Source organism: Pseudomonas sp., assembly GCF_030684895.1.
Classification (GTDB): domain Bacteria; phylum Pseudomonadota; class Gammaproteobacteria; order Pseudomonadales; family Pseudomonadaceae; genus Aquipseudomonas.
Genome location: NZ_JAUXXP010000072.1, coordinates 32,261 through 53,422 on the forward strand (window position 1 = coordinate 32,261; position 21,162 = coordinate 53,422).

Consider the following 21,162-nt stretch of genomic DNA (forward strand, 5'->3'; position numbering starts at 1 on the left):
CGGCAAAACTGTGCCGGTATTATCCAAAAACACGTTCAAACTGTTACGCCCATTACCCGCCTCGCTGTACCGCGACGCCCTGCCCCACGCCCCTTAGGCTGAGCAGCACTGTCCCTGAGTGCTGCGCCATGACCACCGAATTGCTGCTCGCCTTTATCGCCTTTGCCTTTGTTACCTCGGTGACGCCGGGCCCGAACAATATGATGCTGCTCGCCAGCGGTGTGAACTTCGGCCTGCGCCGCAGCCTGCCGCATATGTTCGGCATCAGCCTGGGCTTTATGCTGCTGGTGGCGTCGGTCGGCCTCGGCCTAGGGCAGCTGTTCGAGCACGTGCCGCTGCTCTACAGCGTGCTGCGCTATCTGGGCGCGGCCTACCTGCTGTACCTGGCCTGGAAAATCGCCAATTCCGGTGCACCGGACAACCAGGCCACGGCCAGCGGCAAACCGTTCAGTTTTCTGCAAGCGGCGGCCTTCCAATGGGTCAACCCGAAAGCCTGGATCATGGCCATTGGCGCCATCACCACCTATACACCGCAAGAGAACTTCGTGGTCAATGTGCTGCTGATCGCCGCGCTGTTCGCCCTGGTCAATTGCCCCAGCGTCGGCCTGTGGACGGTCGCCGGTAGCCTGCTGCGCAACTGGCTGAGCAACGCCAGAGCGCTGCGCATCTTCAATATCGGCATGGCCTTACTGCTGGTAGCCTCGCTGTACCCCATCTTCGCCGACACCGGACTGCTCTGATGCACGACCTGCCGCAAACCCGCCTACGGCCGCTGGCCGACACCTCGACTTCGGCGGTAGTCGCCGGGTTTATCGCCATGCTCACCGGCTATACCAGCTCGCTGGTGCTGATGTTCCAGGCTGGCCAGGCCGCAGGGCTGACCAACGGGCAGATTTCATCGTGGATCTGGGCGCTGTCGATTGGCATGGCGATCTGCTGCATCGGCCTGTCGCTGCGTTATCGCGCGCCGATCATGATCGCCTGGTCCACTCCTGGCGCCGCCCTGCTGATCACCAGCCTGCCTGGCGTGCCCTATAGCGAAGCGATTGGCGCCTATATCTTCGCCTCGGCGCTGATTGTGCTGATCGGCCTGACCGGCACCTTCGACCGCCTGATGCGCCGCATCCCCGCTTCCATCGCTGCCGCGCTGCTGGCTGGCGTGCTGTTCAAGATTGGCCTGGAAATCTGCGTGGCAGCAGAACAGCAGCCGGTGCTGGTGGTGGCCATGCTGCTCGCCTATCTGCTGGGCAAACGCCTGCTGCCGCGCTATGCGGTGCTCGCGGCGCTGATTGTCGGCAGCGTACTGGCCGGAGTCTTCGGCCTGCTCAATTTTGAACACTTCGAGCTGCAACTGGCGGTGCCGGAATGGACCACACCGAGCTTCTCCCTGGCCGCGGCCATCAGCATCGGCATCCCGCTGTTTATCGTCGCCATGGCCTCGCAGAACCTGCCGGGCATGACGGTGCTGCGCGCCAATGGCTATGACGTGCCGGCCAGCCCGTTGCTGACCACCACCGGACTGACGTCGATGCTGCTGGCGCCATTTGGCAGCCACGGCATCCATATGGCGGCCATCAGCGCAGCGATCTGCGCCGGCCCGGAAGCCCACGAAGACCCGAAAAAACGCTACACCGCCGCCATCTGGTGTGGGGTGTTCTACGGCATCGCCGGCATCTTCGGCGCCACCCTGGCCGCGCTGTTTGCCGCACTGCCAAAAGCGCTGATTCTGTCCATCGCCGCGCTTGCGCTATTTGCCTCGATCATCGGCGGCCTGACCCAAGCCATGAGCGAGCCGAAAGAGCGTGAAGCGGCGCTGATCACCTTTCTGGTGACCGCCTCAGGCATGACCCTGTTCTCTGTGGGCTCGGCGTTCTGGGGGATTGTTGCCGGTTTGCTGACCCTGGCGATTCTTAACTGGGGCAAGCGGGACGCTTGATTGATGGGTATCGCTGCGCTCAACCCATCCTATGGGCTGCTCTGTAGGAGGCGCTTCAGCGGCGAGCTTTTATCGCGGCTAAAGCCCCTCCCACAAAGCCTCTGCGCAACTCCACATAGCACCCAAATATAAAAAACGGGCTTATGCATAACGCATAAGCCCGTTTTTGTTACAGCCGCTGTACTTAGCCGCGCTGACGCTTCGGCAGCACATCCTTGAGCTTGGCGTGCATGCCGCGCAGGGTTTTCTCGGTGCTTTCCCAATCGATGCAGGCATCGGTGATGGACACGCCGTACTTGAGCTGGCTGAGGTCCTTGGGAATCGACTGGTTGCCCCAGCCCAGGTGGCTTTCCACCATCAGGCCGACGATCGACTGGTTACCTTCAAGGATCTGGTTGGCCACGTTGTCCATCACCAGCGGTTGCAAGGCCGGGTCTTTGTTGGAGTTGGCGTGGCTGCAATCGACCATGATGTTCGGGCGAATGCCGGCCTTGGTCAGTTCCTGCTCACAAACGGCAACGCTCACCGAATCGTAGTTCGGCTTGCCGTTGCCACCGCGCAGCACCACGTGGCCGTAGGCATTGCCTTTGGTGGTGACGATGGACACGCCACCTTCCTGGTTGATACCGAGGAAACGGTGTGGGCTGGAGACCGACTGCAGGGCGTTGATCGCCACCGTCAGGCCGCCATCAGTGCCGTTCTTGAAGCCCACGGACGAGGACAGGCCAGAAGCCATTTCGCGGTGGGTTTGCGATTCGGTGGTGCGCGCGCCGATGGCCGACCAGCTGATCAGGTCCTGCAGGTACTGCGGGGAGATCGGGTCGAGGGCTTCGGTGGCAGTCGGCAGGCCCATTTCAGCCAGGTCACGCAGCAACTGGCGACCGATATGCAGGCCATCCTGAATCTTGAACGAGTCATCCATAAACGGATCGTTGATCAGGCCTTTCCAGCCGACGGTGGTACGCGGCTTCTCGAAATACACCCGCATAACCAGATACAGACTGTCCGATACCTCGGCAGCCAGCGCCTTGAGGCGCTCGGCATACTCGTGGGCAGCCTTGATATCGTGGATCGAGCACGGCCCGACCACCACGAACAGGCGATGATCCTTGCCATCGAGAATATTGCGGATTACCTCACGACCACTGGCAACCGTGCGCAACGCAGCATCGGTCAGCGGAATTTCACGCTTGAGCTGTGCGGGGGTTATCAGGGTTTCGTTGGAGGCAACGTTCAGGTCATCAATCGGTAAATCAGCCATCGTGCTATTCATCAGTCAGAGTCATCAGGTCACGGGTGCCGGCCGCCAGCGATCCCCGTGTGGCGGAGCACAGCAATATGAGCACAGCGGGGAAGCCGAACCTTAGCGCGTATAGGCCTGGCTCGACAATGGGCTTGGCGGCTTAAGCCGCGCCGATGGGAGGATTCGACTAATTCAGGCTAGCGCGGGAGAACTCGGCGGCATGCTGGCTGATCCACTCCTGCGCGACCACCTCGACCGGCAGGCTGCAGCCCAGTTCCTGCTCGCGCTGATGGCGATAATGCTCGATCTGGCAGACCTGCTCGACCATACGCGCGCGAAACAGCGTGTCCTCATCGACAAAGGCGATACCCACCAGGTATTTGCCCTCCTGCTTGCGGCACCAGGCCACCAGGCCCGGATAGCGCGCGTGCTCGCCGAACAGCGGAATACGCAATTCGATGGCCGTACCACGGCGAAAAGCGCGGTTGGAGTTGCAAGCCACACCACCGAGGCTGATATTGTTGAGCCGCTCTTTGGGTACAAATGCCTGTTTGCGCAGCACTAATTCAACCGGCATATCACTGGGATGACGCAGAAAGTGACGCATCTATGACTACCTCGGATGCCATCAATTTGATACCACACTGGCCAGTATAGTGACTGAACTGGAACTGACCGATTTAGATGCAGATCGCCATCTACTCGACTTGCCTGGCACTTCACTGCTGATATTTACCAGCATAGGTTGTGCCAGTTGCCGTTGGGCGCGGCGTGAGCTGCCTAATTTGCCCCTGCCGATACAGCGCCTGGCCTGGGTCGACGCGGCCAACAGTGGCGGTTTAGTGACACGTTATGAGGTATTTCATCTACCCGCGTTATTCGTGGTTCAGGATGGCCAATTTTATGGCGCATTGCAGAGCAGCCTGCAGCCCGCCGCACTTATTCAGGCGCTGGACACTGCGCTGTCGCGCCCCGCAGAGGACTTACCCTGATGACCCCAACTCCCCGTATCGGCATTATCGGCTCCGGCGCCATTGGCGGCTTTTATGGCCTGATGCTGGCCCGCGCCGGCTTTGATGTGCACTTTCTGCTGCGCAGCGAATTTGCCGCAGTCGCCAGCCAGGGCCTGCAGGTCAATAGCGCCCTGCACGGTAACCTGCACCTGCAACCGGTGCAGGCGTACCAGTCGGTTGCCGATATGCCGCCCTGCGATTGGTTGCTGATTGGCGCCAAAACCACCAGCAACGCCGAACTGGCCCCGCTGATCAGCCAGGCCGCCGCCCCCGGCGCCAAGGTGGTGCTGATGCAGAACGGCCTGGCCGTAGAAGACGAGCTGCGCCCGCTGCTGCCGGACTCGCTGCACCTGCTGGGCGGCCTTTGCTACATCTGCGCCCATCGCAGCGCACCGGGGGTGGTCGAGCACCAGGCGCTGGGCAGCGTCAACCTGGGCTATCACTCGGGTCCTGCGAACGATGCCGAGAGTCGTCAGCAGATCCTCGAACAAGGCAGCGCGCTGTTTCAGGCAGCAGGGCTGGACTCCACCGCCATGGCCGAACTGAACCAGGCGCGCTGGCAGAAATTGGTGTGGAACGTGCCCTACAACGGCCTGGCCGTGCTGCTCAACAGCGCCACCACGGCATTGATGGGCAACGCCGACAGCCGTACGCTGATCGAAGCGATCATGCAGGAAGTGGTGGATGCCGCCGGTGCCTGTGGCTATCAGTTGCCTGCCGGGTTTGCCGGCAAGCTGCTGGCGGCCACTGATCGCATGCCCGATTACCTGCCGAGCATGTACCACGACTTTGCCCTGCAGCGCCCACTGGAGCTGCATGCCATCTACGCCGCGCCGTTGGCCGCTGCGGCCCAGGCAGGCTGCGCTATGCCGCGCACCGAGATGCTGTATCAGACCCTGCGGTTCCTCGAACAACGCGCGCAATAGGACACAGCCATGAGCAAGGGATTAGGCGACAAACTGGTACTGGCGATCTCCTCGCGGGCGCTGTTCGACCTGCGCGACAGCCACCAGATCTATGAAAGCCAAGGCGTCGAGGCCTATCGCCAGTACCAGATCGAGCATGAGGACGAGATCCTCCCGCCTGGTGATGCCTTTCCCTTGGTGGAAAAACTCCTGGCGCTTAACACGACCCTCCAGCAGCAGCGGGTCGAGGTGATTCTGGTTTCGCGCAACAGTGCCGACACCGGTCTGCGCGCGTTCAATTCAATCCAGCACTACGGCCTGGGCATCTCCCGCGCGGCCTTTGTCGGCGGGCGCAGCCCCGACCCTTATCTGGCCGCATTCGGTTGTCATCTGTTTCTCTCCACCCACGCCGAAGATGTGCGCAGCGCGCTGCGCGCCGGCTTTGGTGCGGCGACCATTCTCTCCGGCGGTGCTCGGCGGGCAGCCAGCAATGAGCTGCGCATTGCCTTCGACGGCGACGCCGTGCTGTTTTCCGATGAATCCGAGCGGGTCTATCAACAGGCCGGCCTGGAAGCCTTCCAGAGTCACGAACGCCAGTCAGCCCGCGAGCTGCTCGGCGGCGGCCCGTTCAAACCGTTCCTCGCCGCCCTGCACCGTCTGCAACAGGAGTTTCCCGAAGAGCAGTGCCCGATTCGCACCGCATTGGTTACCGCGCGCTCGGCGCCAGCCCACGAGCGGGTGATTCGCACACTGCGCGAGTGGAATATCCGCCTGGATGAGTCGTTCTTCCTCGGCGGCCTGGAAAAAGCCGCGATTCTGGAAACCTTCGGCGCCGACGTATTCTTCGACGACCAGACCGGCCACTGCGAAAAAGCCAACAAAGTGGTGCCCACCGGTCATGTACCGCACGGCATCAGCAACGAACCACAACTCTAGTCCCCGCGCGAAGGCGCTCAACCGCCCTCGTCGCTCAGCTCCCTACCTCCCTGCGTATATAACCATTCGTCCTCAAAACCTCGGCTTTCTTTGACTTGTCGATGGCACTGCTAAGCTCAGATCAGGCCCGCCCGTCAGGCAGTCAAGGAGGCCGCATGATTCGCTCGATTCTCTATGCCACTGATCTAGGCCTATACGCCCCCTACATCCTGCAGCATGCACTAGCACTGACTCGTTCCTTCAATGCCAGCCTGTATGTGGTGCACGCGGTGGAGCCCATGGGCCTGTTTGCCGAGTCGGTGTTGCAAACCTACCTGGATGAAGAGCGCCTCAAGGACCTGCGTACCAACGGCCTGAGCACGGTAATGGCAAGTATCGAGCAACGGGTGCTGGAAGGCTTTCGCGATGAGATCGGCGAGGCCCTGCATGACCTTGAACTGATCAAGGCCGTGCGCGTAGTACAGGGTGACCCGCCGCTGGTGATACTCGATGAAGCGCAGCAACTCGGCGTGGATTTGCTGGTCCTAGGAAGCCACAGCCACGGCACGGATATGGACATTCCGCTGGGGCGCACCGCGTCGCGATTGGTGCAGTTGTCTGAAGTACCGGTGTATCTGGTGCCAATGCTGCAGCATCGCAGCCGCAGTGAACCCTAAAGAAAGGCTACATTTTTAAATATTTGGTCTAGATTTAATGCTCTAATCATCATTATGGTTATATAAAACGCCGGTAACCTGAACGGCTGTCTTTTTGCTTTGAGGGATTTTTATGAAGCTTCAGCAACTGCGCTACATCTGGGAAGTCGCGCATCACGACCTCAACGTTTCTGCCACGGCGCAAAGCCTTTACACCTCGCAGCCCGGCATCAGCAAACAGATCCGCCTACTTGAAGACGAGCTGGGGGTTGAAGTATTCGCCCGCAGCGGCAAGCACCTGACCCGCATCACCCCGGCAGGCGAGCGCATCATCAACACCGCCGGGGAAATCCTGCGCAAGGTCGAAAGCATCAAGCAGATCGCCCAGGAATTCTCCAATGAGAAGAAAGGCACCCTGTCGATTGCCACCACGCACACCCAGGCGCGCTATGCCCTGCCGCCGGTGATCAGCGCCTTTATCAAGCAATACCCGGACGTGGCCCTGCACATGCACCAGGGCACACCGATGCAGATCGCCGAAATGGCCGCCGACGGCACTGTGGATTTCGCCATCGCCACCGAAGGTCTGGAGCTGTTCAACGACCTGATCATGATGCCCTGCTACCGCTGGAACCGCTGCGTGGTGGTGCCCCAGGGTCACCCGCTGACCAAGCTGCCGAAGCTGACCCTGGAAGCCCTGGCCGAATACGCCATCGTCACCTACGTGTTCGGCTTTACCGGCCGCTCCAAACTCGACGAAGCCTTCAGCCATCGCGGCCTGACGCCAAAAGTGGTGTTTACCGCCGCCGACGCCGACGTGATCAAAACCTACGTACGCCTGGGTCTGGGCGTGGGCATCGTGGCCAAGATGGCCGTCGATCCAAAACTCGATCCGGACCTGGTGGTGCTGGATGCCGGCGAGCTGTTCGAAGCCAGCGTGACCAAGATCGGCTTCCGTCGCGGCACCTTCCTGCGCGGTTTTATGTGCGACTTTATCGAGAAGTTCGCCCCGCACCTGACCCGCGACATGATGGCCAAAGCCGTGCAATGCCACAGCAAGGTCGAGTTGGAAGAGCTGTTTGAAGGCGTTGAACTGCCGCTGCACTAAACCGGCAGCAGAATAAAAAGCCCGTCCAATTGACGGGCTTTTTTATGGCCTACCATCCATGGCGGCCACCCTGCGGGCCGTCGCTACGCGACGTTAAAATGACTCCCGGTCATTTTTTATACTCGGCCATACCTATTCAGTGGCTTTCAATTCTTTGCCATGGGCGAAGTTCACCCACCAGCCAAAGGCCGCCGCAGTAAAGAACATGATGATGCTGTAGATCGCCGCAGGGATCGACATGGTCGCGTTATTCAGCAGCATCGGGCTCAATGCCAGGGCAATCGCCAGGGTGCCGTTGTGGATACCGATTTCCATGCCGATGGCAATCGACTGGCGCAGGCTCAGCTTGCACAGGCGCGGCACCCAGTAGCCCACCGCCAGGCTGATCAAATTGAACGCCAGCGCCGCACCGCCGACCAGCGGTGCGTAGTCGACAAAAGTCTGCCAATCCTTGACCACCGCCAGAATGATGATGATCAGCAGAAACAGCGCGGAGATGATTTTTACCGGCTTTTCCATACGTGCGGCAAAGCCAGGAAAGCGGCTGCGTATCCAGATGCCAATCGCCACCGGGCCGAGCACGATGACAAACACCTGCACCACCTTGGTGAACTGCAACGGCAACGCCTGATCGCCTTCCATAAAGTAGGCCAGCGACAGGTTGACGATCAGCGGCATGGTCAGCACCGCAATCACCGAATTGACCGCCGTCAGGGTGATATTCAGCGCCACATCACCATGGGCCAGGTGGCTATACAGGTTGGCCGTGGTGCCGCCCGGCGAGGCGGCCAGCAGCATCAAACCAACAGCCAGTGCCGGGGCCAGACCAAAGGCCTTGGCCAGGAAGAAACACACCAGCGGCAGCAGCAACAGCTGGCAGCTCAAGCCGATCAGCACCGGCTTGGGAAACTTCACCACCCGGGCAAAATCCGCCAGGGTCAGCGACAAGCCCAGGCCAAGCATGATGATGCCCAGGGCGATAGGCAGGAACAGGGTCAATAACGGGTCAGCTGTCACGGCTTGCTTACTCCTTGATCAAAGCGCTGGGCGATCTTGAACAGCGGCGTAGAACACTGCAGTGACTTTAGTGGCCAATCGTGTGAAAGAAATGGCGAGGTATAAAAAAAGCGCCACGATGGACGCTTTTTTATCGCTGAAGGAAATCAGATAGCGGTGGCGCCACCATCTACCGCCAGCGCCTGGCCGGTGGTGAACGCCGCGTTATCGCAGCACAAGTACAGCACTGCGGTGGCGATTTCCTCGACCTTGCCGATACGCCCGACCGGATGCATAGCAGCGGCGAACTCACCCTTCTTCGGGTCGGCTTCATAGGCGCGGCGGAACATATCGGTGTCGATCACCGCCGGGCACACCGCGTTAACCCGCACTTTCTTCTTCGCGTATTCGACGGCCGCCGATTTGGTCAGGCCGATCACCGCGTGCTTGGACGCAGCATAGATGCTCATCTTCGGCGCAGCGCCCAGACCGGCGACCGAAGCAGTATTGACGATGGCACCGCCGCCCTGGGCCAGCAGCAACGGAATCTGGTGCTTCATGCACAGCCACACGCCTTTGACGTTGACGCCCATGATGGCGTCGAACTCACTTTCGCTGCCCTCGGCCAGCTTGCCCTTCTCGATCTCGATGCCGGCGTTGTTGAAGGCATAGTCCAGACGGCCATAGGCACCCAGTGTGCGCTCCATCAGTACCTTGACCTCGGCATCGCGGGTCACGTCGCAGCGCACAAACAGCGCATCGCCGCCAGCTTCGCGGATCAGCGCAACTGTCGCCTCGCCGCCCGCCACATCGACATCAGACACCACCACCTGCAGGCCTTCGTTGGCGAATGCCAGTGCCGTGGCGCGACCAATACCAGCAGCACCACCGGTGACCAGGGCAACCCGGCCGGAAAAGCTAAAGCTCATGTGCGTGTCCTCGCAAGGATTAAAAACTGCCGCGAGTCTAATCAGCTCCATGATTCCAAGGCAGCACTATCAAACTGCTGGTGATGCCCCCATCCAAATGAGTGATTAACACCCCAGGGCACCCATCACTCGAATGGATTAACAGCCATTCGTCCCATGGGCAAATCTTGCCCATGGCGCCACTACGGGCTATCAACAGTCTTTCCGCTCAATGAGTACCTGCCATGACTGCCCCACTCAATCGTCAGTTCCTGCTTGCCCAACGCCCGGTCGGCCTGCCCAGCCGCGAAACTTTCAGCTATGTGGAAAACAGCGTCGGTGAACCCGGCCCCGGGCAAATTCTGGTGAAGAACGCCTACCTGTCGCTGGACCCGGCCATGCGCGGCTGGATGAACGATGCCAAGTCCTATATTCCGCCGGTTGGCATTGGCGAAGTGATGCGCGCACTCGGTGTGGGTGAAGTGATCGCCTCGCAGCACCCGGACTTTGCCGTGGGCGACCATGTAAACGGCGCGCTCGGCGTGCAGGATTATTTCCTCGGTGAGCCCAAGGGCTTCTACAAGGTCGACCCCAAGCGCGCGCCGCTGCCGCTGTATCTGTCGGCGCTGGGCATGACCGGCATGACCGCCTACTTCGCCCTGCTTGATGTCGGCGCGCCGCAAGCCGGTGAAACCGTGGTGATATCCGGCGCCGCCGGCGCGGTCGGCAGCATTGCCGGGCAGATCGCCAAGCTCAAAGGCTGCCGTGTGGTCGGCATTGCCGGTGGCGCGGACAAGTGCAAGTTCCTGATCGATGAACTGGGCTTCGACGGCGCCATCGACTACAAGAACGAAGACGTGATCGCCGGCCTCAAGCGCGAATGCCCAAAAGGCGTGGACGTGTATTTCGACAACGTTGGCGGCGACATTCTCGATGCCGTGCTCACCCGCCTGGCCTTCAAGGCGCGGGTGATCATCTGCGGCGCGATCAGCCAGTACAACAACAAGCAAGCCGTCAAAGGCCCGTCCAACTACCTCAACCTGCTGGTCAACAGCGCGCGCATGGAAGGCATGGTGGTGATGACCTATGCCCCGCGTTTTGCCGAAGCAGCGGCAGAGATGGGCGGCTGGCTGGCCAGCGGCAAGCTGAAATCCAAGGAAGATATCGTCAGCGGCCTGCAGACTTTCCCGGAAACCCTGCTCAAGCTGTTCAGTGGCGAAAACTTGGGCAAGCTGGTGCTTAAGGTCGACTAAGCGCCAGATTCCAGTTTGGGTGGGAGGGGCTTTAGCCGCGACTCTATCGCGGCTAAAGCGGAACGCCGCCCGGCCCCTCCCACAGGCTCAGTTTGTAGCCCGGATGCAATCCGGGGAGATTTATTGCCTGCCACACCGCTCCCGGATTACATCCGGGCTACGCCGCAGCACTCTCTAACGCGTCCTGTTTAATCGGCTGCCAGCGGCGCAGCAGCATATACAGGGTCGGGATCACAAACAGAGTGAAGAAGGTGCCGACCAGCAGGCCGCCGACAATCACCATGCCGATCTGCTGACGGCTTTCCGCCCCTGCCCCAGTGGCAATCGCCAAGGGCAGCGAACCCAGCACCATCGCCCCAGTGGTCATCAGAATCGGTCGTAGGCGCTGCACCGACGCCTCAATCACCGCACCACGCAGCTCATGGCCCTGCCGCAACAGCACATTGGCGAATTCGACGATCAGGATGCCGTGCTTGGTAATCAAGCCGATCAGCGTCACCAGACCGATCTGCGAGTAGATATTCAAGGTGCCGCCGAATAACGTCAGCGCCAACAAAGCCCCAGCCATCGACAGCGGCACGCTGAACAGGATGATCAACGGGTCGGTAAAGCTCTCAAACTGCGCTGCCAGCACCAGGAAAATAAACGCCAATGCAAGCGCGAAGATCAGCGCAATACCGGCGCTGGACTCTTTGAAGTCCCGTGAGGTGCCGGTGTAGTCGTATTGGGTTTCGGCCGGGAACACCGTGCGCGCGGTATTTTCCAGATGCGCCAGTGCTTCGCCCAGGGTGTAGCCGCTGCCAACGTTGGCGCTCACCGTCACCGCACGCAACTGGTTGAAGTGGTTAAGCTCGCGCGGCGCCACGGTCTCGCGCACCTCGATCAGGTTGGACAGCTGCACCATGCTGTCATCGCGGCCGCGCACATAGACGCGGTCAAGATCCTGCGGGTTGCTGCGATCAACACCCTGCAACTGCACCATCACGTCGTACTGCTCGCCGTTCTGCTTGAAGCGCGTCACCTGGCGGCTGCCGAACAGGCTTTCCAGGCTGCGGCCGATGGTCGCCACATCGGTCCCCACCGCCACGGCCTGCTCACGGTTGACCGCCACCTTGAGTTGCGGCGCGTTGAGTTTGAGGTCGCTGTCCAGGCTTTCCAGCCCTGGGTAATCACGCAGCGCGTTGAGCAACTCGTCGACATAAACCTGCAGCTCGCTGTACTCCATCGACGAGCGAATCACGAAGTTGACCGGCTGATTACGTGCACTCTGCCCCAGCGGCGGCCGGTTGACCGGGAAGGCGCGCACCCCGGCAATATCCTGCAACTTGGGTAGCAGCTCGTTGCGAATCTCAAACTGGCTGCGCGAACGCTCGGCCCAGTCTTCCAGCTTCATAAAGGAAATGCCCTGGGCCACAGTCGGGAAACCGGCAATCACCATATAGCGGTTGGTCTCGGCGATGCTGGCGTAAGCGGCTTCGATCTCGCGGGCATAACGCCCGGTGTAGCCGATGGTGGCGCCATCCGGGCCATTGAACACACCGATAATAGTGCCGGTGTCTTCGGTGGGCGCCAGCTCCGATTTGAGCCCTGCAAACAGCAGCACGCAGGCCACGATGGTCAGCACCAGCACACCCACCACCAGCACCCAGGCACTCAGCGCCCTGGCCAGCAGATGTTTGTAGCTGTAGGTCAGGCCGTTGAGAAAATCTTCGATCAGGTTATACAGGCGGTTATGCCGCTCGCCGACCTGATGCGGCTTGAGCAGCAGCGCGCACATCATTGGCGTCAGGGTCAGGGCGACAAAACCGGACACCAGCACCGCGCCGGCCAGGGTCCAGGCGAATTCGGTAAACAGCTTGCCGGTGGTGCCCTGCATAAAGCCGATAGGCGCGAAAACCGCAGCCAGGGTCAGGGTCATGGCGATCACCGCAAAGGCAATCTCGCGACTGCCTTTGAGCGCCGCCTGCAGCGGCTGCATGCCCTCCTCGATATGCCGATGAATGTTTTCCAGCATAACGATGGCATCGTCCACCACCAGGCCGATGGCCAGCACCATGGCCAACAGCGTCAGGGTATTGATGGTGAAGCCCATCAACGACATCAAGGCAAATGCGCCGATCAGTGATACCGGAATGGTTACCAGCGGAATAATGGTGGCGCGTAGCGAACGCAGGAAGATAAAGATGATCAGGATGACCAGCCCCACCGCTTCCCAGATGGTGACGAAGACGTTGTTGATCGACTCGCGGATAAACTGCGAGTTGTCGTTGGCCACCGCCATTTCCATGCCTTCCGGCAACAGCGAGCGGATATCCGGCATCGCCTCAGCCAGGCCATCGGAGATGTCCAGCGGGTTGGCCGTGGCCTGCTTGATCATGCCCATCGATACCGCAGGTTTACCCTTGTAACGGACGATGCTGCGTTCGTCCTTGGCGCCGATTTCGGCATAGCCGACATCGGCAAGGCGCAATAGGTAGCCGCGCGAGTCATCCAGAATCAGTTGGTTGAACTGCTCCGGGGTATTCATGTCGGTTTCCGAGAGCACGGTAAATTCGCGCTGCTGCGATTCGATACGCCCGGCGGGGATCTCGACATTCTGCCGGCGCAGGGCGTCTTCCACGTCCTGCACGGTGAGGTTGTGCGCGGCGAGTTTCTCCGGGTCCAGCCAGATGCGCATGGCAAAGGTGCGCGCGCCGCGAATCTGCACTTCGGAGACGCCGGGGATGGTCTGCAGGCGATCCTTGATCACCCGCTCCAGCACATCGGTGATCTCCATGGCGCTGTAGCGCTCGCTGTAGAAGGCGATCCAGATCACCGGCTGGGCGTCGGCCTCGACCTTCTGCACAATGGGCTCGGCGACTTCATCCGGCAGCAGGCCACGCACACGGCCCAGACGGTCGCGTACATCGTTGGCGGCTTCATCGGAGTTGCTGCCCAGGCGAAACTGCGCGGTGATCTGGGTGTTTTCCGAGCGGCTGATGGAGCTGACGAAATCCAGACCGTCGATGCCCGAAAGCACATCCTCGATCGGTTGGGCGACCTGGGACTCCATGATCTCCGGGCTGGCGCCCGGATAGGTGACGTTGACCGTGACAATCGGCACATCGATATTCGGGTACTCGCGCACGGCCAGACGGTCATAGGCCATCAAGCCAAGCAGCACCACAATCAACGACAGTACGGTGGCAAATACCGGCCGACGGATGCAGATATCCGACAGGGTCATGGCGCTTGCTCCACCACCTTGGTGCGTACCGACGCGCCGGCACGGACCTTCTGCCAACCGGCGCTGATCAGGGTTTCATCACCCTGCAGGCCTTCCAGCACTTCAACTTTGCCAGCCAGGCGTTTACCCAGTTTGACCTCACGCAACTCGACCTTGCCATCGACCACCAGGTTAACCAGCAGCTTGTCGCCCACCGGCATGATGGCTTCTTCCGGAATCACCAGGGCATTCGGCCGCTCGGCGAGAATCACCGAGACCCGCACGAACTGCCCAGGGCTCAGGCGGCCATCGCTGTTGCTGATGTGTGCACGAATCGCCTGGCTGCGCCCGGCTTCGTCGAGACGCGGGTTGATGGCGAATATCTCACCGGTGAAGCGCTCGCCCGGATAGGCATCCAGGCTGATTTCGATCACCTGCTTGAGACGAATCTGGCTGACGGCTTTTTGCGGAATGCGGAAATCCACCTTGAGCGGATCGAGCACTTCCAGGTTGACGATGTCCTGCCCTTCGCTGAGGTAATCGCCGGGACTGACCACCCGCAAACCCAACACCCCATCGTAGGGCGCGAGGATGCGCGTCTTGTCCAGCCGTGCTTGCGACAGCGCCAGACTGGCCCGCGAGGCCTGCTGCTGGGCACTGGCCTCATCCAGGGCTTGGGCGTTACTGGCACCGCGCTTGAACAGCATCTGCGCGCGCTCGAAGTTTTTTTCCGCCAGGTTCAGGTTGGCCCGCGCCTGGGCCAGCTCGGCGCGGCTGATCGAATCATCCAGACTGACCAGCAGCGCACCCGCTTCGACGCGCTGACCTTCACGAAAATGCAACTGCGCCACTCGCCCGGCGATTTCCGGGCGGATCATCACCGACTCGTCAGGGCGTAGCGAACCAAAGGTCACCAGCTCGTCGCGCACCAGGCTTCGCTCAGCCTTGACCACCTCGACCAGCGGCCCTTCATTGGCCTGCCCTTGCACACTGAAAAGCGAACACAACAGCACAACTGTACCGAGCAGAGCGGGTGGCCGGGCAAACATATACAACCCCTAATTCTTTGTAGAGGCTGAGTCTAACGGCCGAGCCGCGCAGATCAGCCGTTAAAAATGTTTCCCGATGTTGGTTATCGGCTACTGACGCATCCCCCGGCCACTGACCAGCAAACGAATGCACACGCCATACAGCACGGCGGTGGCGACCAGCATAAAGCCGATGGCCACACCGATGCGGATATCGGAAACGCCGAGAATGCCATAACGGAAGGCGTTGACCATATGCAGCACCGGGTTGGCCAGGGACACCGTCTGCCAGAACTGCGGCAGCAAGGTGATCGAATAGAACACCCCGCCCAGGTAGGTCAAAGGCGTCAGCACGAAGGTCGGGATGATCGAAATGTCATCGAAGTTGCGCGCGAACACGGCGTTGATAAAACCGCCCAGGGAGAAGATGGTCGCGGTCAACAGCACCACCAGCACGGTCACGCCGAGGTGATGCACCTGCAGGTGGGTGAAGAACAGCGACAGCAAGGTCACGATAAAACCCACCGCCAAGCCGCGCAGCACGCCGCCGACCACATAGCCGGTGAGGATGATATGCGGCGAAACCGGCGAGACCATCAGCTCCTCGATAGAGCGCTGGAACTTGCTGCCGAAGAAGCTCGACACCACGTTGCCGTAGGAGTTGGTGATCACCGACATCATGATCAGCCCCGGCACGATGTACTCCATATAGGTGAAGCCACCCATGTCGCCGATCTGGCTACCAATCAGGTTGCCGAAGATCACGAAGTACAGAACCATGGTGATCGCCGGCGGTAGCAGGGTCTGCGGCCAGATGCGGGTAAAGCGGCGGATCTCGCGGTAAACGATGGTGCGCAGCGCCACAATGTTGGCGGTGAATTCGGAGTTCAGATACGCCGTGCTCATACCGCCACCTTCGCCAGATTCTTCTCGACCAGGGAGACGAACAGCTCCTCCAGGCGGTTGGTTTTATTGCGCAAGCTGAGCACCTCGACATTCTGTAGAGCCAGTTGACGGAACAGTTCGGTAATGCCCTGGGCCTTGTCCACCTGCACTTCCAGGGTATGTCCGTCGAGCAACTGCGCCGGGTAGCCGATCAGTTGTGGCGCAACCAGCAGCGACTCTTTGAGGTCGAGCAGGAAGGTCTCTACATGCAGCTTCTTCAGCAGGTCCTTCATGCTGGTGTTCTCGACAATCCGCCCGTGGTCGATGATGCCGATGTTGCGGCACAGCTGTTCGGCCTCTTCCAGGTAGTGGGTGGTCAGGATAATGGTGATGCCCTGCTCGTTCAGCTCGGTGAGAAAGCTCCACATCGAGCGGCGCAGTTCGATATCGACCCCAGCGGTCGGCTCATCGAGAATCAGCAGACGCGGCTGATGCACCAAGGCACGAGCGATCATCAGGCGGCGTTTCATCCCACCGGACAGCTCGCGCGATGGCACATTATGCTTGCCCCACAAGCCGAGCTGATTGAGGTACTGCTCGGCGCGCTCCTTGGCGATTTTCGCCGGGATACCGTAGTAGCCGGCCTGGGTTACGACAATGTCGAAAGCCTTCTCGAACTGGTTGAAGTTGAACTCCTGCGGCACCACACCCAGGCAGCGTTTAAGCGCCGAGGGTTGCTTGTCCAGGTCGTGACCGAACACATTTACTGTGCCGCTGCTTTTGGTTACCAGGGTGGAAAGAATGCCGATGGTGGTGGATTTACCGGCACCGTTGGGGCCGAGCAAGGCGAAGAAATCGCCTTCAGCCACGTCCAGGTCGATGCCGTGCAGCGCCTGGAAGCCGTTGCCATAGGTCTTGGTCAACTGGCGAATGGACAGAGCAGTACTCATAAAAATGCGCACACCTGATCAGATAAAAAGAAATTCGAGAGGGGCTGCGCCACGCAGCGCGAAGTGGCCCAAGTCTAGCGCCTGGAACCTCACCACCACAGTATCTTTGCGCAAAACTGCCGCCCCCACGGCTGGGCAGCAGCCTACCAGCGCCAGGCGCAGATTAAACCCGGCAGTTTCCGATGGTGCTTATCAGCCCTGTCGATACATCAGCCGGGCACGACCTCGGCGGCGAAGTCGCCACTGATCGGTAGCGCCTCCTCGGTAAACAGATGCGGGTAGCAAGCGGCCAGATGGCCGAAGAACAGCTGCTCCGGCACGTCGGCAAATTGGCCGTGGTCGTGTAGGTATTCCATATAACGCTCGCCCTGTTGGTTGAACGGGTGAAATACGCTGTCGCTCAGGCCATCGAACTCCAGTGGCGCCACCTTGAATACCCGGCACAGCGCCAGGTTGAACGCCGGCGTGGCCTTGACCCAGCGGCCCTCAAGGTACAACTCGGTGTAGCCGTGCATGGCGAATACTTCACTGCGCAGCATCTCCAGCAGCCGTGGAGTGGCCAAATGGTTGCGCACATCGGCCAGGCCGATACGCGCGGGGATGCCGCAATGGCGGGCGCAGGCGGCGAGCAAAGTGGCCTTGGGCACGCAGTAACTTTCCCCTGCCTGCAATGCGTGACTGGCTTTCAAGGTGTCGGCGTCGCGGCTGAATACATAGGGGTTGTAGCGAATTTCATCACGCACCGCGTAGTACAGGCTGACGGCCTGTTTGCGCGGATCGCGACTGGTGCCGCGAAACTTTTCTGCGAACTCCACCAGCGCTGGGTGGTCACTATCGATGAAGCGGCCGGGCTCGAGGTATTCACGCATCAGGGTTTCTCATGATTGAAAGCCAATGACTGAGAAACCAGTCTAGCGATGCGAGTCCGGCCAATGTCACGACGATTCGGCCAAGCTCACCGCTCTTGTCGCCATCAATGACGACTACGCTCGTGATGGTGCGTACAAACGCATTGTCATCATGGAGGATTCTGCATGCTCGCTCTCTGGTTACTCGCCCTGCTGCTTGGCACGGCCTTTCTCGCTCACCGCCGCACCGCGCCCCTGCCCGCCCTGGGCATAGTGGCCGGTTTTTTGATTCTAATGGGCGTGTTCAGCCATGCACCGGTCTGGCTGATGGGCCTGTTCTGGTTGCTACTGCTAGCAGTGGCCTTGCCTCTGCTGCTGCCGCAACAACGCCGTAGTCTGTTCACTGCACCGCTGTTTGCCTGGTTCAAGCGCGTGCTGCCGCCGATGTCGGCCACCGAACGCGATGCCATCGAAGCCGGCACAGTGTGGTGGGATGGCGAGTTGTTCAGCGGCCGCCCGGACTGGGACACCCTGCTCGCCTACCCCAAGGCGCAGCTCACCGAGGAAGAACAGGCGTTTATCGACGGCCCAACCGAAGCACTCTGCGCCATGGTCAGCGACTGGCAGATTGGCCAGCAGATGGACCTGCCTGCCGAGGCCTGGGCACATATCAAGAGCCATGGTTTCTTCGCCCTGATCATCCCCAAGCAATACGGCGGCAAGGGCTTTTCCGCCTACGCCCACTCCCAGGTGGCAATGAAGCTGGCCACCCGCTCCGGCGACCTGGCCTCCACCGTGATGGTGCCCAACTCCCTGGGCCCGGCCGAACTGCTGCTGCACTACGGCACCGACGCCCAACGTGACCATTACCTGCCGCGCCTGGCGCGCGGTGAAGACATCCCCTGCTTCGCCCTCACCGGCCCCCTGGCCGGCTCCGACGCCGGCGCCATGCCGGACACCGGAATCATCTGCAAAGGCCAGTGGCAGGGCGAGGAAGTTATCGGTCTGCGCCTGAACTGGGAAAAGCGCTACATCACCCTCGGCCCGGTCGCCACCCTGCTCGGCCTGGCCTTCAAGGCCTATGACCCCGAGCACCTGCTGGGCGAAGAGGAAGACCTCGGTATCAGCCTAGCCCTGGTGCCCACCGACACGCCCGGCGTCGAAATCGGCCGTCGCCACCTGCCCCTCGGCGCCGCCTTTATGAACGGCCCGAACTCCGGCAAGGATGTGTTTATCCCGCTGGAGTACCTGATCGGCGGCCAGGAAATGCTCGGCAAAGGCTGGATGATGCTGATGAACTGCCTGTCCGTGGGCCGCTCCATCTCACTGCCGGCAGTCGGCACGGGCGCGGCCAAGTTCACCAGCCTGACCACCGGCCAGTACAGCCAGGTGCGCGAACAGTTCAACGTGCCGCTGTCGGCCTTCGAGGGCATTCAGGAAGCCCTCGCTCGTATCGGCGGCAACGCCTGGCTGATGGACAGCGCGCGCATCCTCACGGCCAATGCGGTGGATCTGGGCGAGAAGCCTTCGGTGCTCTCGGCCATCCTCAAATACCACCTGACCGAACGCGGCCGCGAGTGCATCAGCCACGCCATGGACGTGCACGGCGGCAAGGGCATCGTCATGGGCCCGAACAACTACCTGGCGCGCTCCTGGCAAGGTGCGCCGATCTTTATCACCGTGGAGGGGGCCAATATCCTCTCGCGCAACCTGATGATCTTTGGGCAGGGCGCGATTCGCTGCCACCCCTACGTACTCAAGGAAATGGCCCTGGCCAGCCGCGAAGACCAGGACCAGGCGCTGCAGGAGTTCGACGAACTGCTGCTGCAACATATCGGCTTTGCCGTGAGCAACGCCGCCAGCAGCCTGCTGCTCAGCCTCGGCTTTGGCGTTTTCAGCCAGGTGCCCGGCGACCGTATCAGCCGCCCTTATTTCCGCGCGCTCAACCGCCTGGCAGCGTCCTTCGCCCTGCTCGCCGACACCAGCATGATGCTGCTCGGCGGCGAACTGAAACGCCGCGAACGCCTGTCCGCGCGCCTCGGTGATGTACTCAGCCACCTGTACCTGGCCTCGGCGGCGCTCAAGCGCTACCACGACCTCGGTTATCCCGAGCATTCGCAGCCCATGCTGCGCTGGGCCGTGGAAGAAAGCCTGGGCAAGGCCGAACAGGCGCTAGAAGAGCTGCTCAGCAACTTCCCCAGCAAACTGCTCGGCTGCGCCCTGCGCTTGCTGGTATTGCCGCTGGGCCGCCGACATAAAGGCCCAAGCGATGAACTGGACGCCGAAGTGGCCGGCATTATCGGGCGTAACAGCGGCGATCCGGCGCTGGAGGAGCTGCTCGAAGGCTGCTACCGCCCACAAGCCGAACAGGACCCGGTGGGCGCCCTGCAATATGCGATGAACCTGCTGCAGGACGTACAAGGCCTGCAGAAAAAACTGCACAAGGCCATCAAAGCCGGCCAGGTAGAGGAACTGCCAGGACAAAGCCTGATCGATGCTGCGCTGGCTGCCGGCGTACTCAGCGCAGATGAGGCGCACAGCCTGCATCAGGCCGAAGCCGCGCGCCGGGTAGTCATTGATGTCGATGACTTCGCCAAGGAAGAGCTGACCTTGGGTGCGGGTAAAGTCCGCTAAACCGACAGGACAGCGGGCGACGCGAGCCTTATACTTGCGCGCCCGTTTTACCTACAGGATTGCCCCATGGCCAACACCCACATCGACCATCACCTCGCCCTGCTGCAGCACCTGCGCACCATCCTGGTCGCCCTGGGCGAAGCCGAGCAGATTCTCGATGACAGCCACGCCATGTATCTGGAGCGCTACGACGAATTGCTCAGCGACCTGCCGAGCGATCCGGAAGCCAGCCTCTACCTGGGCCAGGACCTGATCAGCCAGATCTTCCAGCGCTACCCGCAAATCGCCCACCTAGTACCACGCGACCTGCTGTGGTTCTTCGGCGGCTACTGCCTGCATTTCATGCCCGACGAAGAAATCGAGATGTACCAGACCCTCGAAGAACGTCGCTTTTACGCCGAAGAAAACGACGAACCCTTCGACTGGAACCAGGAAAAACAGCTGCTAGCGATGCCTGCCCAGGGCGGTAGGCACTAAGCCGCAACCAGAAGCAAAAAGCCCGCACGGCATAACCGGCGGGCTTTTTTTGTAGCCACTAAAAACAGCAGAAACAAAAACGCCGCTCAGTGAGCGGCGTTTTTGATGCTTTCTACCGAAAGAAAATGGAGCGGGAAACGAGACTCGAACTCGCGACCCCGACCTTGGCAAGGTCGTGCTCTACCAACTGAGCTATTCCCGC

At 60.7% G+C, this 21,162-nt stretch carries 19 protein-coding genes and 1 tRNA gene; 10 read left to right on the forward strand and 10 right to left on the reverse strand.

Translation table 11 applies throughout. From position 1 onward, the window contains the following. Positions 1 to 128 precede the first annotated feature (128 nt). On the forward strand, positions 129 to 740 hold the full coding sequence (locus tag Q8M42_RS16215) for a LysE family translocator (protein WP_304868669.1): 612 nt from the start codon (positions 129 to 131) through the stop codon (positions 738 to 740). After that, positions 740 to 1,936 carry a benzoate/H(+) symporter BenE family transporter gene (locus Q8M42_RS16220; protein WP_304868671.1) on the forward strand — a complete coding sequence of 399 codons (1,197 nt, stop codon included), beginning with the start codon at positions 740 to 742 and terminating at the stop codon, positions 1,934 to 1,936. The genes Q8M42_RS16215 and Q8M42_RS16220 overlap by 1 nt, the downstream gene beginning before the upstream one ends. A 184-nt stretch (positions 1,937 to 2,120) precedes the next feature. Here the strand turns inward: Q8M42_RS16220 and Q8M42_RS16225 are convergent, their stop codons facing one another. Further along, a complete protein-coding gene (locus tag Q8M42_RS16225) occupies positions 2,121 to 3,197 on the reverse strand; it encodes a 3-deoxy-7-phosphoheptulonate synthase (RefSeq protein ID WP_167141038.1) in 1,077 nt (358 codons plus the stop codon). 169 nt (positions 3,198 to 3,366) lie between these two features. After that, positions 3,367 to 3,786, reverse strand: a complete 420-nt coding sequence (locus tag Q8M42_RS16230) for a PilZ domain-containing protein (protein WP_275961496.1) — start codon at positions 3,784 to 3,786, stop codon at positions 3,367 to 3,369. A 58-nt stretch (positions 3,787 to 3,844) separates the two neighbouring features. On the opposite strand from Q8M42_RS16230, the gene Q8M42_RS16235 reads away from it, so the two are divergent. The 5 genes from Q8M42_RS16235 (at position 3,845) to cysB (ending at position 7,776) form a co-directional block, all read left to right on the forward strand. Further along, a complete protein-coding gene (locus tag Q8M42_RS16235; protein ID WP_304869120.1) occupies positions 3,845 to 4,171 on the forward strand; it encodes a thioredoxin in 327 nt (108 codons plus the stop codon). Further along, positions 4,171 to 5,118 (forward strand): putative 2-dehydropantoate 2-reductase, encoded by a 948-nt coding sequence (locus tag Q8M42_RS16240; protein ID WP_304868674.1) that lies wholly within the window; start codon positions 4,171 to 4,173, stop codon positions 5,116 to 5,118. Before Q8M42_RS16235 ends, Q8M42_RS16240 begins: the two co-directional genes overlap by 1 nt. A gap of 9 nt (positions 5,119 to 5,127) precedes the next feature. Beyond that, entirely contained in the window at positions 5,128 to 6,033 is a 906-nt protein-coding gene (locus Q8M42_RS16245) for a 5'-nucleotidase (protein WP_304868676.1), read from the forward strand. A 155-nt stretch (positions 6,034 to 6,188) separates the two neighbouring features. After that, positions 6,189 to 6,689, forward strand: coding sequence for a universal stress protein (locus tag Q8M42_RS16250; RefSeq protein ID WP_304868678.1), 501 nt, complete (start codon positions 6,189 to 6,191; stop codon positions 6,687 to 6,689). A 112-nt stretch (positions 6,690 to 6,801) separates the two neighbouring features. Next, entirely contained in the window at positions 6,802 to 7,776 is a 975-nt protein-coding gene (cysB, locus tag Q8M42_RS16255) for an HTH-type transcriptional regulator CysB (RefSeq protein WP_160014598.1), read from the forward strand. Positions 7,777 to 7,908: 132 nt separating this feature from the next. Here cysB and Q8M42_RS16260 read toward each other — a convergent pair whose 3' ends face one another. Together Q8M42_RS16260 and Q8M42_RS16265 are read right to left on the reverse strand one after the other, a co-directional pair. Then, entirely contained in the window at positions 7,909 to 8,793 is an 885-nt protein-coding gene (locus tag Q8M42_RS16260) for a bile acid:sodium symporter family protein (protein ID WP_304868680.1), read from the reverse strand. Positions 8,794 to 8,939: 146 nt separating this feature from the next. Next, on the reverse strand, positions 8,940 to 9,701 hold the full coding sequence (locus Q8M42_RS16265; protein WP_304868682.1) for an SDR family oxidoreductase: 762 nt from the start codon (positions 9,699 to 9,701) through the stop codon (positions 8,940 to 8,942). Positions 9,702 to 9,925: 224 nt separating this feature from the next. Here Q8M42_RS16265 and Q8M42_RS16270 point away from each other — a divergent pair, with 224 nt between their 5' ends. Then, a complete protein-coding gene (locus tag Q8M42_RS16270; protein WP_304868684.1) occupies positions 9,926 to 10,933 on the forward strand; it encodes an NADP-dependent oxidoreductase in 1,008 nt (335 codons plus the stop codon). Positions 10,934 to 11,090: 157 nt separating this feature from the next. Here the strand turns inward: Q8M42_RS16270 and Q8M42_RS16275 are convergent, their stop codons facing one another. The 5 genes from Q8M42_RS16275 to Q8M42_RS16295 all read right to left on the reverse strand — a co-directional run bounded on the left by Q8M42_RS16275 (position 11,091) and on the right by Q8M42_RS16295 (position 17,870). Further along, the gene (locus Q8M42_RS16275) at positions 11,091 to 14,159 is read right to left on the reverse strand and encodes an efflux RND transporter permease subunit (protein ID WP_304868686.1); all 3,069 of its coding nucleotides are present in this window, start codon (positions 14,157 to 14,159) and stop codon (positions 11,091 to 11,093) included. Then, entirely contained in the window at positions 14,156 to 15,187 is a 1,032-nt protein-coding gene (locus Q8M42_RS16280; protein WP_304868688.1) for an efflux RND transporter periplasmic adaptor subunit, read from the reverse strand. The genes Q8M42_RS16275 and Q8M42_RS16280 overlap by 4 nt, the downstream gene beginning before the upstream one ends. Before the next feature lie 90 nt (positions 15,188 to 15,277). Beyond that, positions 15,278 to 16,057 (reverse strand): ABC transporter permease, encoded by a 780-nt coding sequence (locus Q8M42_RS16285; RefSeq protein ID WP_304869121.1) that lies wholly within the window; start codon positions 16,055 to 16,057, stop codon positions 15,278 to 15,280. An 11-nt stretch (positions 16,058 to 16,068) separates the two neighbouring features. Then, entirely contained in the window at positions 16,069 to 17,001 is a 933-nt protein-coding gene (locus Q8M42_RS16290; protein WP_275961486.1) for an ABC transporter ATP-binding protein, read from the reverse strand. 209 nt (positions 17,002 to 17,210) lie between these two features. Further along, positions 17,211 to 17,870, reverse strand: a complete 660-nt coding sequence (locus Q8M42_RS16295; RefSeq protein ID WP_304868691.1) for a transglutaminase family protein — start codon at positions 17,868 to 17,870, stop codon at positions 17,211 to 17,213. Between the two features lie 165 nt (positions 17,871 to 18,035). On the opposite strand from Q8M42_RS16295, the gene Q8M42_RS16300 reads away from it, so the two are divergent. Both Q8M42_RS16300 and Q8M42_RS16305 read left to right on the forward strand, forming a co-directional pair. Then, the gene (locus Q8M42_RS16300) at positions 18,036 to 20,483 is read left to right on the forward strand and encodes an acyl-CoA dehydrogenase (protein WP_304868693.1); all 2,448 of its coding nucleotides are present in this window, start codon (positions 18,036 to 18,038) and stop codon (positions 20,481 to 20,483) included. 66 nt (positions 20,484 to 20,549) lie between these two features. Further along, positions 20,550 to 20,960, forward strand: a complete 411-nt coding sequence (locus Q8M42_RS16305) for a PA2817 family protein (protein ID WP_305284839.1) — start codon at positions 20,550 to 20,552, stop codon at positions 20,958 to 20,960. Between the two features lie 126 nt (positions 20,961 to 21,086). On the opposite strand, the gene Q8M42_RS16310 is transcribed toward Q8M42_RS16305, so the two are convergent. After that, positions 21,087 to 21,162 (reverse strand) — tRNA-Gly (locus Q8M42_RS16310).

Bases quoted from the DNA above. Each gene is read 5' to 3' on its own strand.
- Q8M42_RS16215 (WP_304868669.1), top strand. From the start codon at position 129: ATGACCACCGAATTGCTGCTCGCCTTTATCGCCTTTGCCTTTGTTACC.
- Q8M42_RS16220 (WP_304868671.1), top strand. From the start codon at position 740: ATGCACGACCTGCCGCAAACCCGCCTACGGCCGCTGGCCGACACCTCG.
- Q8M42_RS16225 (WP_167141038.1), bottom strand. From the start codon at position 3,197: ATGGCTGATTTACCGATTGATGACCTGAACGTTGCCTCCAACGAAACC.
- Q8M42_RS16230 (WP_275961496.1), bottom strand. From the start codon at position 3,786: ATGCGTCACTTTCTGCGTCATCCCAGTGATATGCCGGTTGAATTAGTG.
- Q8M42_RS16240 (WP_304868674.1), top strand. From the start codon at position 4,171: ATGACCCCAACTCCCCGTATCGGCATTATCGGCTCCGGCGCCATTGGC.
- Q8M42_RS16245 (WP_304868676.1), top strand. From the start codon at position 5,128: ATGAGCAAGGGATTAGGCGACAAACTGGTACTGGCGATCTCCTCGCGG.
- Q8M42_RS16250 (WP_304868678.1), top strand. From the start codon at position 6,189: ATGATTCGCTCGATTCTCTATGCCACTGATCTAGGCCTATACGCCCCC.
- cysB (WP_160014598.1), top strand. From the start codon at position 6,802: ATGAAGCTTCAGCAACTGCGCTACATCTGGGAAGTCGCGCATCACGAC.
- Q8M42_RS16265 (WP_304868682.1), bottom strand. From the start codon at position 9,701: ATGAGCTTTAGCTTTTCCGGCCGGGTTGCCCTGGTCACCGGTGGTGCT.
- Q8M42_RS16270 (WP_304868684.1), top strand. From the start codon at position 9,926: ATGACTGCCCCACTCAATCGTCAGTTCCTGCTTGCCCAACGCCCGGTC.
- Q8M42_RS16275 (WP_304868686.1), bottom strand. From the start codon at position 14,159: ATGACCCTGTCGGATATCTGCATCCGTCGGCCGGTATTTGCCACCGTA.
- Q8M42_RS16280 (WP_304868688.1), bottom strand. From the start codon at position 15,187: ATGTTTGCCCGGCCACCCGCTCTGCTCGGTACAGTTGTGCTGTTGTGT.
- Q8M42_RS16290 (WP_275961486.1), bottom strand. From the start codon at position 17,001: ATGAGTACTGCTCTGTCCATTCGCCAGTTGACCAAGACCTATGGCAAC.
- Q8M42_RS16295 (WP_304868691.1), bottom strand. From the start codon at position 17,870: ATGCGTGAATACCTCGAGCCCGGCCGCTTCATCGATAGTGACCACCCA.
- Q8M42_RS16300 (WP_304868693.1), top strand. From the start codon at position 18,036: ATGCTCGCTCTCTGGTTACTCGCCCTGCTGCTTGGCACGGCCTTTCTC.
- Q8M42_RS16305 (WP_305284839.1), top strand. From the start codon at position 20,550: ATGGCCAACACCCACATCGACCATCACCTCGCCCTGCTGCAGCACCTG.